This window comes from Mesorhizobium sp. B283B1A (genome assembly GCF_020165735.1).
Classification (GTDB): Bacteria; Pseudomonadota; Alphaproteobacteria; order Rhizobiales; family Rhizobiaceae; genus Mesorhizobium; species Mesorhizobium opportunistum.
In genome coordinates this window covers 43,576-58,294 of sequence record NZ_JAIUIQ010000001.1, presented here as the reverse complement: position 1 = coordinate 58,294, position 14,719 = coordinate 43,576, and the positions used below count along the sequence as shown (strand labels likewise).

Below are 14,719 nucleotides of genomic sequence, written 5' to 3'. Positions count from 1 at the left end.
GCCTCGGCTATTTCCACATGCCACGCATGCGCGCGCCGATGTCGACGCGCACGTCCGGCCGGGGCGCCCTGCCCTGCGTGGCCTGCGCGCTTGGCCACGACACCTGCTCGAACGCGGCGAGGATCGAGGCCGGGATGAAGCGGGTGCGCGAGGCATAGAGATGGCGGTCGCCGCGCGCCGCCTGGCCGTGGGGGAAGAAGCGCTGCGGCATCACCAGGTTGAGGTTGTCCTTGGCCCGTGTCATCGCGACGTAGAGCAGCCGGCGCTCCTCCTCGATGTCCTCCTTGGTGCCGACGCCGAGATCGGCCGGGATGCAGCCATCGACGGTGTTGAGCACAAAGACATTTTTCCACTCCTGGCCCTTGGCCGAGTGGATGGTCGACAGGATCAGATAGTCCTCGTCCCGATGCGGCGGCCCCGCCTGGTCACTGGTCGCGTCCGGCGGGTCGAGCGTCAGCTCGGTCAGGAAGCGTTCGCGCGAGGCATAACCCGATCCGATCTGCTCAAGTTGCAAAAGGTCGGCGCGGCGCGTGATCGCGTCCTCATGGATGCGCTCCAGATGCGGCTCGTACCACAGCCTGACCTGTTCGAGATCGGCGGGCCATTTGGCGCCGGCCCGCAGGCCCGAATAGAGCGCGACGAAGCTTGGCCAGTCGTCCGCCGCGCGCTGCGGCGGGCGCCATCCGGCCAGGCCCATCGCCTCGTCCAGCGCCGATGTCATCGTCTCGACGACCTGCGCGGCGGCCGAAGGGCCAATTCCCGGCAAAAGCTGCAGCACCCGAAAGCCGGCAACGCGGTCGCGCGGGTTTTCGGCGAAGCGCAGCACCGCCAGCACATCCTTGACGTGGGCGGCATCGAGGAACTTCAAACCGCCGAACTTTACGAAGGGAATGTTGCGCCGCGTCAGCTCGATCTCGAGCGGCCCGCTGTGGTGCGAGGCACGAAACAGCACCGCCTGGGATTTCAGCGCGGTGCCGGCCTCGCGCTCGGCCAGGATGGTGTCGCAGACGAAGTTCGCCTGCTCGACCTCGTCGCGGACGCTCACCAGTCTCGGCTTGCCCGTGGATTTGCGCTCCGACCACAGGTTCTTGGTGAAGCGTTCCGAGGCCTCGCCGATCACCGCGTTGGCGGCGGCGAGGATGGTCTCGGTCGAGCGGTAGTTGCGCTCCAGCATCACCACATCGGCGGCTTGCGCGAACTGCTTGGGGAAATCGAGAATGTTGCGCACCTCGGCGGCGCGGAACGAATAGATCGACTGCGCATCGTCGCCGACCACCGTCAGCCCGGCACCGTCGGGCTTCAGCGCCATCAGGATCGAAGCCTGCAGCCGGTTTGTGTCCTGGTATTCATCGACGAGCACATGGTCGAAACGCCCGCCCAGATGGGCCGCGATTTCAGGCTCGGCCGCCATCTGCGCCCAATAGAGCAGCAGATCGTCGTAATCGAGCACGTTCTGCGCTTGCTTGGTCTCGACGTAACCGGCGAACAGCTGCTTCAACTGCTCGGCCCAGCCGGCGCACCACGGAAAGGCCGAACCCAATATTTCGCCCAGCGGCGCCTGCGCGTTGACGGCGCGCGAATAGATGGCGAGGCAGGTGCCCTTGGTCGGAAAGCGCGCCTCCGTCTTCGAGAGGCCGAGTTCATGCCGAACCAGATTCATCAGGTCGGCGGAATCCTCGCGATCATGGATGGTGAAGGCCGGATCGAGGCCGATCTCCAACGCATAGTCGCGCAGCAGCCGGGCGCCGATGCCATGAAAGGTGCCGGCCCAAGTCAACGCATCCGTGATCACCGCCGCGTCGCGGCCGAGCACCTCGCCGGCGATGCGCTCGACGCGTCTCGCCATCTCGGACGCGGCGCGCCGCGAAAAGGTCATCAGCAGGATGCGGCGCGGGTCGGCGCCCTTGACGATCAGGTGCGCGACGCGATGCGCCAACGTGTTGGTCTTGCCCGAGCCGGCGCCGGCAATGACCAGCAAAGGCCCCGCGATCTTGCCGTCGCCATGCTCGACGGCCTGGCGCTGGGCGTCGTTCAGCCGCGCAAGGTAGGCGGGCGGGACGGTCGATTCCACAAAGGTCGAATCATGGGCGGCGAGGTTCATCGCCCATCAAGCATCGTTTCCGCTTTGTTCGCAACACAGAAGCGGCGCGATAGGGGACGACCACTTTGGAGACTATCGCTTGGGGGACTATCGCTTGGGGACTACCGTTTGGGATCGACACCCATCGCCGCCGATTGACGGCGCAGAGCCTCGCGGTCGCTTCTTGGCGCCGGCAGCAACAGCGGGTCGAAATTGTCGGGCACCTCATCGATCATCTTGCGAGCGAGCCGGTATGCGAGAAGGGCAAGGGTGGCTGCCAGAAGCAAACGGACCATGGATCGGTTCTCCCGTGATCGGGATCAACCAAAGGAACGGCGTTTTGTTCCCTCACGCGAAATTCGCAACCAAACCGACATCACCTCGTTTTGAGACAGGAGGCGATAGCGATGAAAAAGCTAAGATTGGGCCTCGTCCTGGTGGCATTGGCTGTTTCGGCCTGCGACAACAAATTGCCGCCAACGACGGCTCCCGGCGCTGAACAAAGCCTCGCCAGCAACCCGTCGTAAACACGGGCACTGTCGGCAAGTGATCCAATGCTCCTGGGCCGTGCAACAGGTTCTGGGCTCCTTGCAATAGGTCGGATGTTCAAGGCATCGCCGAGATGCATTCCTCGAGCCGATCGAGGCGGAACTTGGCATTGCGCAGTTCGTGCCCGGCTTCGTGCCGTTGCTGACGGCTTGGGGACGCTGACGCCGCCGTCAGGTTCCGTTCGAGCTCGGCGATACGCGCACGCACCTGCCGCGCTTCGTCCTGACGCAACGCCTTTATCCAGTTCCGCCCGCGCATCTGTCTTCCCGCAAGTCCCCAAAGACCCGCCGCCTTATGCCAGCAAGACCCTAACTTCCTGGAAGTACGAATATTCCAAATTTAATGAGTGCTAATTTAGCAAGGCGGCGCCACGAAGAAGAAGGCCGGCGCCGCTTGGGAGGTAGTCTGATAGCGCCGGCCAGGCGGATATCAGGTCCGCCGCGAAGGGAAGGCTAGCTGAGTCTTGCCGCTTCGTCATGCAGGATCGAGGATTTTGGCCTTTTCTGGGGGTTTTCCCCGACAAAGCGCGCCGAGGCGCCTTCTTTCAAACCCCAAGCCGTCGCCTGGCGATGGCGACATGGAAGTTGGCACCGAATAGCAACCCCTCATCATTGAAGTCATAGCTGGAATTATGAAGTGGCGCCGAGGCCTCGCCATTGCCGAGGAAGACGAAACAGCCCGGCACGTGGTCGAGGAAGCGGGCAAAATCCTCCGAGGCTGTCATCGGCTCACCCGCCACCGCGATGTTGCCGGGTTCGAAGACGTCCCTGGCGGCGGCGAAAGCCGCGTCGACCAGTTCGGCATCGTTGCACAGCGGCACGAATTCGCGGCTGTAGTTCACTTCGGCGGTGACGTTGTAAGCGGCGGCGGTGCCTTCGGCGATTATACGCATCTGGCGTTCGATCCCGGCGCTGACCTCGGGGCGGAAGCTGCGTGCGTCGCCAAGGATGCGGGCCAGGCCGGGCAGCGCATTGCGGGTGCCGTCGGTGATCAGTTCGGTCACCGAAACCACCGATATGTCGGCCGGGCTCAGCCTGCGCGAGACGATGGTCTGCAGATTGGTGACCAGCGCGCAGGCGGCGACCAGCGTTTCGTTGCCCGAATGCGGCCGCGCCGCGTGGCCGCCGAGCCCCTTGAGCACGATCTCGAAGATGTCTTCGGCCGACATGATCGGGCCGGCGCGGGTCTCGAAATGCCCGATGGGCAGGCCGGGCATGTTGTGCAGCCCAAATATCTCGTCGAAGGGGAAACGCCGCATCAGGCCATCGTCGAGCATGGCCAGCGCGCCCCTGCCCCATTCCTCCGCCGGCTGGAAGATGAAGCGCACGGTGCCGTCGAAACCGCCCTCCGCAGCCAGCCGCTTTGCCGCGCCGAGCAGCATTGCCGTGTGGCCATCATGGCCGCAGGCATGCATGAGTCCGGGATTGCCGGACCGGTACGAGGCGGTCGACTGCTCGGCGATGCGCAGCGCGTCCATGTCGGCCCTTAGCGCAATGGCACGGTTGCCGCTGCCGCGCTTCAGCGTGCCGACGACACCAGTCCCGCCGACGCCCTCGGTGACATCGTCCAAGCCGAATTCGCGCAGCTTGGCGGCGACGAAGGCCGCGGTGCGCTTCTCCTCAAAGCCGAATTCGGGATGCGCGTGCAGGTCACGCCGCCACCCGGTCATTTCCAGCTGCAGCGTTTCGGAATCGAGTTCAGCCATTCCCGCGCTCCCCCATCCCCGCAAGGTCGGCGACCACATCAAGCAGGATGTTGGCGCCGGCGACAAGCTCGGCATCTTCGGTGTGCTCGCGGGGACTGTGGCTGATGCCTCCGGCGCTCGGCACGAAAATCATCGCCGCCGGCGCGATGCGCGCGATCATCTGCGCGTCATGGCCGGCGCCCGAGGTCATGCGCCTCGAGACGAGCTCGCGCTTGCTGGCGGCGGCCTCGATCAGTTCGACGACCCGGCCGTCGAAAATGACGGGCTCGAAGCGCGCCAGCCTCTCGACCGTCACGGTGATGCCCTCGTTGGCGAGCCGTTCCAGAAAGGCGGCCAGCGCCGCCTCCTCCGCCTGCAAATGCTGTTCGTCGGGATCGCGCAGGTCTACTGTGAAAACGGCGCGCGATGGAATGACATTGATGGCGTTCGGCTCGAAGCGCATCGTGCCGACAGTGGCAACGGTTGGCGAATTGGAAGCCGCTGCCCGGTCATGCAGGAAGGTGACCACGCGCGCCGCCGCATATCCGGCGTCGCTGCGCATCGACATCGGCGTGGTGCCGGCGTGGTTGGCGACGCCGTCGATGGTGATGCGCTGCCAGGAGATGCCTTGCAGGCTCTCCACCGCACCGATCGGAATGCCCTCGCGCTCCAGGACCGGCCCTTGTTCGATATGCAGCTCGACATAGATGTGCGGCTTGAGAAAGCCGGATTCACGGTCACCAGCATAACCGATGCGGGCGAGTTCCTGGCCGAGCGTGCCGCCATCGGTCCCGACAGCGGCGAGCGCCGCCTCGACATCGACGCCGCCGGCATAGACCAGCGATCCCATCATGTCGGGAGAGAAGCGCACACCTTCCTCGTTGGTGAAGGCAGCGACGGCGAGCGGGCGCGATGGCGAAAGGCCCGACGTTTTCAACGTCTCGATCACCTCCAGCCCGGCAAGCACGCCGTAGCAGCCGTCATAAATGCCGGCGTCGATGACCGTATCAATATGCGAGCCGATGAGCACAGGCGCCTGCCCGTTATTGTCCGCGCCTTGCCAGATGCCGAAGATGTTGCCGATGCGGTCGACGGCGACATCGAGCCCGGCTTGCCGCAGCCAGCCGACGAAGAGGTCGCGGCCGAGCTTGTCGGTGTCGGAAGCGGCCAGCCGGGTCAGCCTGCCCTCGGCGTCGCGGCCAACAGCGCCGAGTTCACGGATGCGGCCCAGCAGGCGCTGTGCGTCGATCGCGATCATGGCATTGCCTCGACAGCAAGCTTGGCCTCGACAGCAAGCTTGCCGGCCAGCACCTCGGCGGGGCTCATGCCGACGAGCGCGGCATAACGGCTTGGATCGGTGGCGCCTTCGGTGTTGATCACCAGCACGCGGGATTTGCCGTCAAGCCCGAGTTCGGCCTTTGTTTCGGCGACTGCCCGGATCAGCCCGGCAAGGCCGACGCCGCCGCTTTCACCGGCCACGATCACAGGGTCGCCGCCGGCTGGTCGCGCCAGCCGCCGCATCACCGCGACGGCGTCATCCTCGTCCACGGTCATGAAGGCGTCGGCAACGCGCGCCAGCACGCGCCAGGCGACTGACGAGGCCTCGTAGCATTCAAGCATGGCCATCACCGTCGGCTCGTCATGCGGCACCTTGACCACGCGCCCTGCCCGGGCAGCTGCGACAACGCAGGCGGCACGGGCCGGCTCGACGACAATGAAGGTTGGCCTGGCATCGCCGAGCACAATAGCCAGATGGCCGGCCACCGCGGCGGCAACGCCGCCGACGCCTGCCTGGACGAAGACGTGGGTCGGCGGTTCGCGGAGCTGGCGCAACGCCTCGCGCACGATCGCGGTATAGCCTTGCATCACCAGGCCGGGAATACGCTCATAGCCCGGCCACGACGTATCCGACACCACGGTCCAGCCCTTCCCGGCGGCGACCTCTGCGGCTTGCCTGACCGAATCGTCATAATTGCCCTCGACACGAACCATCCGGGCACCATAGCGGGCTATTGCGGCGATCCGCTCATCGCTGACGCCGGCATGGACAAAGATCACGGCCTTGGCCCCGGCAAGCTCGGCACCTTGCGCAACGGAGCGGCCGTGATTGCCGTCGGTGGCGCAAGCGACCGTCATCGTCGCGGCAACCGAGCGGACATCGGGCCGGTCGAGATCACAGACATCGACAGGGCGGCCAAGCCGCTTTCCTGCCTCCTCCAGCACAAGGCGGAAGACCGCATAGGCGCCGCCCAGCGCCTTGAAGCTGCCGAGGCCGAGACGAAAGCCCTCGTCCTTGACATGAAGCGCAGCGAGGCCGAGTTCGCCCGCCAGCGCCGGCAGCGCGTGCAGCGGCGTCATCCTGTGATTGTCGCGATGGGCAAGAAAGCGCTCGACCGTGTCCGCCCCGGCAATCCCGAGGGTCTCGGCATCGGCCGCATCAAGCGGCTGGCGATGCAGGTCATTGCGGTTGGGCAGGAACACTGGCGGCCTCCTTGGCGATCGGCGAGAATATATTGCAACATTGGCGCAAAAAGCGCTGTATTTGGGCCCTTGAAATGCAAGTTTGTTTCGCTGGACATCGCCATTGCCTCAGTCGCCGCTCGACAGTTTCGATCTCGCCATCCTTGCCATCCTGCAGCGGGACAACACCACGCCGCAGCGGCTGATCGGCGAAGCGGTGAACCTGTCGGCGCCGGCGGTGCAGCGGCGCATCAAGCGCATGGAGCAGGCCGGCGTCATCGCGGGCAATGTCGCCGTGGTCGAACCCGCGGCCGTCGGCCAGCCCATCACCATCTTCGTCGAGGTGGAGCTGGAGAGCGAGCGCACGGAACTGATCGACGCGGCCAAGCGGCAATTCTCGGCGGCGCCCGAAGTGCAACAATGCTACTATGTCACCGGCGAGGCCGACTTCATTCTCGTCATCACCGTGGCCGACATGGGCGCCTATGAGGCGCTGACGCGAAAACTGTTTTTCGGCAGCAACAATGTCAGAAAATTCCGCACCTTCGTCGCCATGGACCGCGTCAAGGTCGGGCTGACGGTGCTGCTGCCGGATTGAACTTGCCGACAGGCAGGTTCGGTCGGGCCGCGCCATGCTTTTGACATTCTCCCGGGCCCGAATTGAGTGATGGAGGCACGCTTGGACGATACCACCCCAGTTACGATCATCGGCGCCGGGCCTGCGGGCCTGGCTGTTGCCGCTTGTCTGAGGCAGGCCGGCGTCGACTTCACCATCATCGAAAAAGAGCAGCAGGCCGCACCCGCCTGGCGGCGCCATTACGAACGGGTCCACCTGCACACCACCAAGCGCTATTCGTCCCTGCCCTTCCTGCCGTTTCCGAAGCACTATCCACGCTACGTGCCGCGCGCTCTCTTCGTCGACTATCTCGATGCCTATGCGCAACGCTTCGACCTGCGGCCTCGGTTCGGAGAAACGGTGAAAGCGGTCACTCGGGACGGTCGCGGCTGGCGTGTCGACGCGACATCCAGCCCGTTGCACGCCAAGCATGTGGTGATCGCGTCAGGCTACAATGCCGAGCCCTTGCGGCCCGGATTTGCGGGCATCGACACCTTCATGGGCAAGACGCTGCACAGCGCCGACTATCGCAATGCCACGCCTTTTGCCGGCCAGTCGGTGCTGGTCGTCGGCATGGGCAACACCGGCGCCGAGATCGCGCTCGATCTGGCCGAAAACAGCGCAAAACCGACGATTTCCGTGCGCGGCGGTGTTCATATCGTGCCGCGCGAACTGTTCGGCGTGCCGATCCAGATTGTCGGCATGGCGGCGCGGCTGGGGCCGCAACGCTTCAACGATGTTCTCTTCCCCATCATCCTCGACCTGGTGCTGGGCAGGCTAGAAAAATACGGGCTCAAACGGCCGGGACAGGGACTGCTGGAACAGATCGCGATTGCATCGCGCATTCCGGTGATCGACGTCGGCACCATCGGCAAGATCCGCGAAGGCGCGATCAAGGTTGCGCCCGATATCGCCGAGATCTCGGAACGCGGCGCCCGTTTTGCCGATGGCAAACACAGCGAATTCGACGCGATCATCTTCGCGACAGGTTACCGGCCGGGCTATGCCAAATTCCTGGAGCCCGGCATCCAGCCGGACCGCAGCGGCGTTACCGCGCAAGCTTCGGATCTCGGCCTCTACCTTGTTGGTTTCCACAACGCCGTGACCGGCTTGCTGCGCGAAATCGGGATCGAAGCCCAGGCGATCGCCGACGACATCCGGCACCGGCTGAACAGGAAGAAGGCGGCCGAAATCCTGCCGGTGTGATTGGGCGCGAGTGGAGCGAAGCTCCGTTCGGCCTCAACTTGCCTTGCGCAGCCACACCTTGTTGTCGTGGAAGGCAGCGCCGCCATAGGGCGCCGGCGCATCGGCGCCGGTCAGCACGTTGATGCCCTCGCCGCGCTCATGCGCGCTGTTCGGCCAGATGCCTTCGGCGATGACCACGCCGCGCTTGATGCCGTCGAACAGCTTGGCGTGCAGCACCACCTCGCCACGCTGGTTGCCGATCTCGACACGGTCGCCATCGGCCAGACCATGCGCGGCGGCATCGTCGGGATGGAGAAGCAGCTCCGGGCGGCCCTCCTTGGCCTTCGACACCGGCGTTTCGGAGAATGTCGAGTTGAGGAAATTGCGGGCCGGCGAGGTCGCCAGCCGGAACGGATGCGCCTCGTCGACCACCTCGATCAGGTCGACATGGTCGGGAAATTCCGGCAACCGGTCCACCGGGCCGAAGAGGCCCATGCTCTTCGGCGGCCGGTTGGGGGCCGCCTGCCCGGTCCAGTCGGCGCGGAAGCGGAATTTTCCATCCGCATGGCCAAACCCCTTGATGAAATGCGCGGTCTCGAAATCCGGCTGCAGATCGACCCATTTTTGCTCCTTCAGGCTGTCGAAGCTGCCCAGCTCGCGCTTGCCCAAGATGATGTCGATATGCTGCTGTTCGGTCAGGCCAAAGCCCGGGCGATCGGCGACCCCCAGGCGCACGGCCAATTGTTCGATGACGAAATGGTTGGTGAGCGGCCCTTCCGGCGGCTCGATCAGCTTCGGGCCGAGCGTGATGTGCTGGTTGCCGCCGCCCTTGTAGAGATCGTCGTGCTCGAGGAACATCGTTGCCGGCAGCACGACATCGGCGAGTTTTGCCGTGTCGGTCATGAACTGCTCGTGCACGCAAGTGAACAGGTCGTCGCGCAGAAAACCCTGCTTCACCAGCCGCTGCTCGGGCGCGACATTCACCGGATTGGTGTTCTGGATCAGCATCGCCGTCACCGGCGGTCCGCCATAGAGCGCATCCGCCGCGCCGGTCAGCACCGGGCCGATACGCGAATGGTCGAGATGGCGGATCGAGGGATCGCGCATCCTGGTGCCCTCCAGCACCTCCTGGTTGAGCTTGAAGATGCCGGAATTCGAATGGAAGGCGCCGCCGCCCTCATATTGCCAGCTGCCGGCGACCGCGGCGATGCAGGACGCGGCATGCATGTTGACGGCGCCATTGCGCTGGCGGGCAAAGCCATAGCCGAGGCGGAAATAGGTTTTCCTGGTCGTGCCGACGAGGCGGGCGAAGGCCTCGATCTCGCCAATGGTCAAGCCCGTGACGCCAGCCGCCCATTCCGGCGTGCGTGTCTTGAGATGCGCTTCGAGCCCGTTGGGGTCGTCGGTGTATTTTTCGAGATAGGCGCGGTCGGCCATGCCTTCCCTGAACAGCACATGCATGACCGCGCAAGCCAGCGCGCCGTCGGTGCCGGGCTTGAGCACAAGACCCATGTCGGCCTGCTTCATCGTAGCGTTTTCATAGACGTCTACGACGACGATCTTCGCCCCACGTTCCTTGCGCGCCTTGATGGCATGGGTCATCACATTGACCTGCGTGACCACGGCATTGGTGCCCCAGATCACCACGCAATCGGACTTCGCCATCTCGCGCGGGTCCGGCCCACGCAAGGCGCCCGCGCCCATCATCCAGCCGGTCCAGGCGAGATTGGTGCAGATCGATCCGAAGAAGCCGGAATACTTCTTCGCGTGCCGCAGCCGGTCGATGCCGTCGCGCTGCACCAGTCCCATCGTGCCGGCATAGAAATAGGGCCAGACCGTCTCCGAGCCGTATCTTGCCTCGGCCGCGATGAATTTTTCGGCGACGAGGTCGAGGGCTGCCTCCCAGCTCGCTTTCTTCCAGACGCCGTCGCCCTTGGCGCCGGCGCGGATCAGTGGCTTCAGCAAACGGTCCGGATGATGCACGCGGTCCGCATAGCGCGCGACCTTGGCGCAGACGACGCCGGCAGTATAGGTGTTGGACTTGGCGCCGTGGACGCGGCCGATGCGGTTGCCATCGAGCAGTTCGACCTCGAGCGCGCAGGTCGACGGGCAATCATGCGGACAGGCCGAATGGCCGATGCGGAGCTTCGCGTGCTGGTTCATGGGGTTTGTCTAGCGGGTTTTGGGGGCTGCGTGTAGGGCCAGATGACTAGCCAATCTCACCCATCGTGGGGAGATGTCCGGCAGGACAGAGGGGGGCGCGAAGGATCGCGACCCATCTATTCGTCCTCGGTTGCAAAAAGGCCGACAGGTTGGCGGGACAGCGCCCCCCCTCTGCCCTGCCGGGCATCTCCCCCACAAGGGGGGAGATTACGCACTCACTCCGCCGTGCCTTCCTCGTACTCCGCCGACATGGTCAGCCATCTTTCCTCATGACCGGCCAGCGTCTGGGCGAGTTGCGAGCGTTCCTTGGCCAGCCGCGTCGCGGTAGACGGGTCCTTTTCATAGATCGCCGGGTTGGCCAGTTCGTCCTCGATGCCGTCGATGCGCTTGCGGATGCGGTCCATCAGCGCCTCGGTGGCGCGGATTTCCTTGGCCAGCGGTTCGAAGGCGGCGCGACGCGCGGCCGCGTCGCGGCGGCGGTCGGCTTTCGACGCCTTGTCGGCCTCGCGCTTGCCGCGCCGGTCGCCGGACACGCCGGTGACCAGCGTCTTGTAGTCCTCCAAATCGCCATCATACGGGTTGACCGCGCCGTCCTTGACCAGCCACAGCCGGTCGGCGGTCGCTTCCAGCAGATGGCGGTCGTGCGAGATCAGGATGACGGCGCCAGGAAACTCGTTGAGCGCATGGATCAGCGATTCACGGCTGTCGATGTCGAGGTGGTTGGTCGGCTCGTCGAGGATGAACAGGTTCGGGCCCTCGAAGGCCGACAGGCCCATCAACAGCCGCGCCTTCTCGCCGCCGGATAGGTCCTTGGCGGGGGTGTTCATCTTCTCGGTGGTGAGGCCGAACTGGGCAACGCGGCCGCGCACCTTGGATTCCGGCGCTTCCGGCATTAGCCGGCGAACATGCTCATAGGCGTTTTCCTCCGGGCGCAGATCGTCGAGCTGGTGCTGGGCAAAGATCGCCACTTTCAGCCCAGGCGCCACCGTCATCGTGCCGCTCTCCTGCTTGAGCCGGCCGGAGAGCAATTTGGCGAAGGTCGACTTGCCGTTGCCGTTGGCGCCGAGCAGCGCGATGCGGTCGTCGGCGTCGATGCGCAGCGTCATCTTCTTCAGGATCGGCTGGCCCTCGGTGTAGCCGACATTGACGTTGTTCAAGGCAACGATCGGCGAGGCCACAGTCTTCACCGGTTCGGGAAAAGAGAACGGCCGCACCGAATCGTTTACGATGGCCGCGATCGGCTTCATCTTCTCCAGCGCCTTGATGCGCGACTGCGCCTGCCTGGCCTTCGAAGCCTTGGCGCGGAAGCGTTCGACGAAGGATTCCATATGCTTGCGGGCGGCTTCCTGCTTGACGCGGCCCTTCTCCTGCAATTCCTTCTGCTCGGTATACTGGCGCTCGAACTGGTCGTAGCCGCCGCGCCAGAAGGTCAGCTTCTTCTGGTCGAGATGGACGATCGAATTGACGGCGCGGTTTAGCAGGTCGCGATCGTGCGAGATCAGAAGCACGGTGTGCGGGTATTTCGAGACGTAGTTTTCCAGCCACAACGTGCCTTCGAGGTCGAGATAGTTCGTCGGCTCGTCGAGCAGCAGCAGATCCGGTTCCGAAAACAGCACGGCGGCAAGCGCCACGCGCATGCGCCAGCCGCCAGAGAAGGACGAGGCCGGCCGGCGCTGCGCTACATCGTCGAAGCCGAGGCCGGCCAGGATGGTGGCGGCGCGGGACTCGGCCGAATGCGCGTCGATGTCGGCCAGCCGCATGTGGATGTCGGCGATGCGGTGCGGATCGGTGGCGGTCTTTTCTTCTTCGAGCAGCGCCGTGCGTTCGAGGTCGGCCTTGAGCACGATCTCGATCAGCGGTTCCTCGGTGCCAGGCGCTTCCTGCGCCACCTGGCCGATGCGCGTGTTCTTCGGCAGGCTGATCGAGCCGGTCTCGGAGGGAAAATCGCCGGTGATGGTCTTGAACAGCGTCGTCTTGCCGGTGCCGTTGCGGCCGACAAGGCCGGCTTTGGTACCGGCCGGCAGGGTCAGGGAGGCATGGTCGAGAAGCAGGCGCCCCGCCATGCGCAGCGAGAGGTCATTGATGATAAGCATGGCCGCGCTTTTGCACGGGAGATCAATGCTTCGCAAGGCCTTGCGGACCAGTTGGTCGCGCAAGGCCTCAAAACGGGCACCCGCAAGTGCCCGTCAGTATCGCAGATCGGCGGCTTTGGTGCCGGTCGAGCCACCGCCCTCAGGCAGTGGCCTTGCCGCGCTTTGCCGTCTTGGCCACCGCGGCCGGCGCCACGGCCGGCTTACGGCCAAGTCCCGTCGACTTCGCCAGCGCCGACCGGGTCGCCGAGTAATTCGGAGCGACCATTGGATAGTCCGGCGGCAGGCTCCACTTGGCTCGATAGTCGTCCGGGCTCAAGCCATAGTCTGTCCTGAGGTGTCGCTTGAGCGACTTGAATTTCTTTCCATCCTCCAGGCAGACGATGTAGTCGGGAAATACCGACTTTTTCGGATTTACGGCAGGAACCAGGCTCGGGCTTTCAACGACAGCCGCACCGGCCAGCTTTCGAACCGAGGCGCTGACGCTGGCAATCAGGTCAGGCAGGCCGGAAGCTGGAAGTGGATTGTTGCCAACATAGGCCGAGACAATATCGGCCGTGAGCTCGATAACGGTCTTATCCTCGATATTTGACAATGCTTTCACCTTATTTGCGACAAAACCATCTACCCCAGTGAAGACTTTTGTCTATGTATCCTTCTAACCGCGCCCCCAACGGACTACCAAGCCCCAAAACGAATCAAGACTTGCCACCAACTATCTTTATGGAAAATGGGCGCCGCGCAAATTAGAAAATCTAATACTTGGTAGCGACAGACTTGGCTGTCCGGCTGTCGGCCAATATCTCAAGAATACGCTTCCAACGGGCACAACGCCCAAAATCCTTCTGTTCAATCGCCTTTTCGGCCTTCATCGCCGCGTATAAGGGCGCCTCGGCGCCGAATTCCTTAAGCAGCCAATGCGCTTCCCGCCTGGCGAGGCGCTCATTTTCATCAAACATAGTTTTCCGCCTCCGAGCGTTCCAGGCCGACCGCGACACAACTGCCGATGACAAGGACAGCTCCGGCAACGGCCGTCATCGTCAGTCGTTCGCCGGACAGGGTCAGCAGCAGCGTCGAAGCAATCGGCGTAAGATAGGCGACGACAGCAACCTTGCCGCTGCCTTCGAGTTTCAGGGCGCGCGACCAGAAATAGTAGCCCAGCCCCATCGGACCAGCGCCGAGATAGAGCCCGAGAGCAAGGTCCGTGCCGGTGGGCAAGGCAACGCCATCGCGCGCGCACCACGCAAGCGTCAGGGCGACGCCGATCAGCGACGACGGCAGCAAAAGGCGATCCGGCGAGGTGGCGACCCGTCCCACCATCACCGAATAGAATGCCATGCACAGCGCGGACCCGAATGCCGCGCAATAGCCGACGAGATCGCCCTGGAACCAGGTTCTGTCGCGCCCGCCTGAAATCACCAGCGCGACACCTATGAAGCCAAGGGTCGCGGCGAGGCCCAACAGGGCAGGACGACGCGGGTTTTCAAAGAGGATCACCACCGCGGCAACCATCAAAGGCCAGGTGTAGGCCACAAGGTTGGCCTCGATCACCGGCATCGAAGCGAAGGCGATGTATTGCAGCACCATGGTGCCGACCAGGCCGATGAAACCGACCGCGAGCGGAAGCAGCGCGGCCCTCGCGCCGACCGGCGAAGCGCTCTCCCGGCTCGTGAACCGGATCAGGGCAAAGACCAGTGCGGCCCCCGCGAATTGCAGGAACTGCACCTGCGACACCGAGTGGTTCGCCAGCAGGGATTTGCCGACAAGGGCATTGGTGGACCACAAAGCCACCGCGCCGGCGGCAAAGACCAGCGCGGATATCGAACCTGATGGAGCTCTATCTCTGTGCTCGACCATGATCTCGTCCGAGAACCGGTTCCCACTTTTCGGGA

Annotated in this window: 13 protein-coding genes; 2 read left to right on the top strand and 11 right to left on the bottom strand. The window is 64.2% G+C overall.

Going from position 1 to position 14,719, the window contains the following annotated elements:
• Positions 1–7: 7 nt before the first annotated feature.
• The 6 genes from LB577_RS00310 to LB577_RS00285 all read right to left on the bottom strand — a co-directional run bounded on the left by LB577_RS00310 (position 8) and on the right by LB577_RS00285 (position 6,794).
• Positions 8–2,101, bottom strand: a complete 2,094-nt coding sequence (locus LB577_RS00310; protein ID WP_224685086.1) for an ATP-dependent helicase — start codon at positions 2,099–2,101, stop codon at positions 8–10.
• 101 nt (positions 2,102–2,202) lie between these two features.
• On the bottom strand, positions 2,203–2,376 hold the full coding sequence (locus LB577_RS00305) for a hypothetical protein (RefSeq protein ID WP_013896242.1): 174 nt from the start codon (positions 2,374–2,376) through the stop codon (positions 2,203–2,205).
• Between the two features lie 310 nt (positions 2,377–2,686).
• Positions 2,687–2,887 carry a hypothetical protein gene (locus LB577_RS00300; RefSeq protein WP_224685085.1) on the bottom strand — a complete coding sequence of 67 codons (201 nt, stop codon included), beginning with the start codon at positions 2,885–2,887 and terminating at the stop codon, positions 2,687–2,689.
• 286 nt (positions 2,888–3,173) lie between these two features.
• Entirely contained in the window at positions 3,174–4,334 is a 1,161-nt protein-coding gene (locus tag LB577_RS00295; RefSeq protein WP_224685084.1) for a M20 aminoacylase family protein, read from the bottom strand.
• Positions 4,327–5,571, bottom strand: coding sequence for a Zn-dependent hydrolase (locus LB577_RS00290; protein WP_224685083.1), 1,245 nt, complete (start codon positions 5,569–5,571; stop codon positions 4,327–4,329). Before LB577_RS00290 ends, LB577_RS00295 begins: the two co-directional genes overlap by 8 nt.
• Complete coding sequence (locus LB577_RS00285; protein ID WP_224685082.1) at positions 5,568–6,794, bottom strand: diaminopropionate ammonia-lyase; 1,227 nt, start codon at positions 6,792–6,794, stop codon at positions 5,568–5,570. The genes LB577_RS00290 and LB577_RS00285 overlap by 4 nt, the downstream gene beginning before the upstream one ends.
• A 103-nt stretch (positions 6,795–6,897) precedes the next feature.
• Here LB577_RS00285 and LB577_RS00280 point away from each other — a divergent pair, with 103 nt between their 5' ends.
• Positions 6,898–7,371, top strand: a complete 474-nt coding sequence (locus LB577_RS00280; RefSeq protein ID WP_224685081.1) for an Lrp/AsnC family transcriptional regulator — start codon at positions 6,898–6,900, stop codon at positions 7,369–7,371.
• Between the two features lie 81 nt (positions 7,372–7,452).
• Positions 7,453–8,595, top strand: coding sequence for a flavin-containing monooxygenase (locus tag LB577_RS00275; RefSeq protein ID WP_224685080.1), 1,143 nt, complete (start codon positions 7,453–7,455; stop codon positions 8,593–8,595).
• 33 nt (positions 8,596–8,628) lie between these two features.
• On the opposite strand, the gene LB577_RS00270 is transcribed toward LB577_RS00275, so the two are convergent.
• From LB577_RS00270 to LB577_RS00250, 5 genes are all read right to left on the bottom strand, one after another.
• The gene (locus tag LB577_RS00270; protein WP_224685079.1) at positions 8,629–10,737 is read right to left on the bottom strand and encodes a molybdopterin-dependent oxidoreductase; all 2,109 of its coding nucleotides are present in this window, start codon (positions 10,735–10,737) and stop codon (positions 8,629–8,631) included.
• A gap of 215 nt (positions 10,738–10,952) precedes the next feature.
• Positions 10,953–12,830: an ABC-F family ATP-binding cassette domain-containing protein gene (locus LB577_RS00265; RefSeq protein WP_224685078.1), complete on the bottom strand. Its 1,878-nt coding sequence runs from the start codon at positions 12,828–12,830 to the stop codon at positions 10,953–10,955.
• A 139-nt stretch (positions 12,831–12,969) separates the two neighbouring features.
• On the bottom strand, positions 12,970–13,422 hold the full coding sequence (locus tag LB577_RS00260; protein ID WP_013896252.1) for a MucR family transcriptional regulator: 453 nt from the start codon (positions 13,420–13,422) through the stop codon (positions 12,970–12,972).
• 160 nt (positions 13,423–13,582) lie between these two features.
• Positions 13,583–13,786, bottom strand: coding sequence for a hypothetical protein (locus tag LB577_RS00255; protein WP_013896253.1), 204 nt, complete (start codon positions 13,784–13,786; stop codon positions 13,583–13,585).
• Positions 13,779–14,684: a DMT family transporter gene (locus tag LB577_RS00250; protein ID WP_224685077.1), complete on the bottom strand. Its 906-nt coding sequence runs from the start codon at positions 14,682–14,684 to the stop codon at positions 13,779–13,781. The genes LB577_RS00255 and LB577_RS00250 overlap by 8 nt, the downstream gene beginning before the upstream one ends.
• Positions 14,685–14,719 lie beyond the last annotated feature (35 nt).

What these genes read in the sequence shown, in the direction of transcription:
- LB577_RS00310 (WP_224685086.1), bottom strand. Translation starts at nt 2,101, where the DNA reads ATGAACCTCGCCGCCCATGATTCGACCTTTGTGGAATCGACCGTCCCG.
- LB577_RS00305 (WP_013896242.1), bottom strand. Translation starts at nt 2,376, where the DNA reads ATGGTCCGTTTGCTTCTGGCAGCCACCCTTGCCCTTCTCGCATACCGG.
- LB577_RS00300 (WP_224685085.1), bottom strand. Translation starts at nt 2,887, where the DNA reads ATGCGCGGGCGGAACTGGATAAAGGCGTTGCGTCAGGACGAAGCGCGG.
- LB577_RS00295 (WP_224685084.1), bottom strand. Translation starts at nt 4,334, where the DNA reads ATGGCTGAACTCGATTCCGAAACGCTGCAGCTGGAAATGACCGGGTGG.
- LB577_RS00290 (WP_224685083.1), bottom strand. Translation starts at nt 5,571, where the DNA reads ATGATCGCGATCGACGCACAGCGCCTGCTGGGCCGCATCCGTGAACTC.
- LB577_RS00270 (WP_224685079.1), bottom strand. Translation starts at nt 10,737, where the DNA reads ATGAACCAGCACGCGAAGCTCCGCATCGGCCATTCGGCCTGTCCGCAT.
- LB577_RS00265 (WP_224685078.1), bottom strand. Translation starts at nt 12,830, where the DNA reads ATGCTTATCATCAATGACCTCTCGCTGCGCATGGCGGGGCGCCTGCTT.
- LB577_RS00255 (WP_013896253.1), bottom strand. Translation starts at nt 13,786, where the DNA reads ATGTTTGATGAAAATGAGCGCCTCGCCAGGCGGGAAGCGCATTGGCTG.
- LB577_RS00250 (WP_224685077.1), bottom strand. Translation starts at nt 14,684, where the DNA reads ATGGTCGAGCACAGAGATAGAGCTCCATCAGGTTCGATATCCGCGCTG.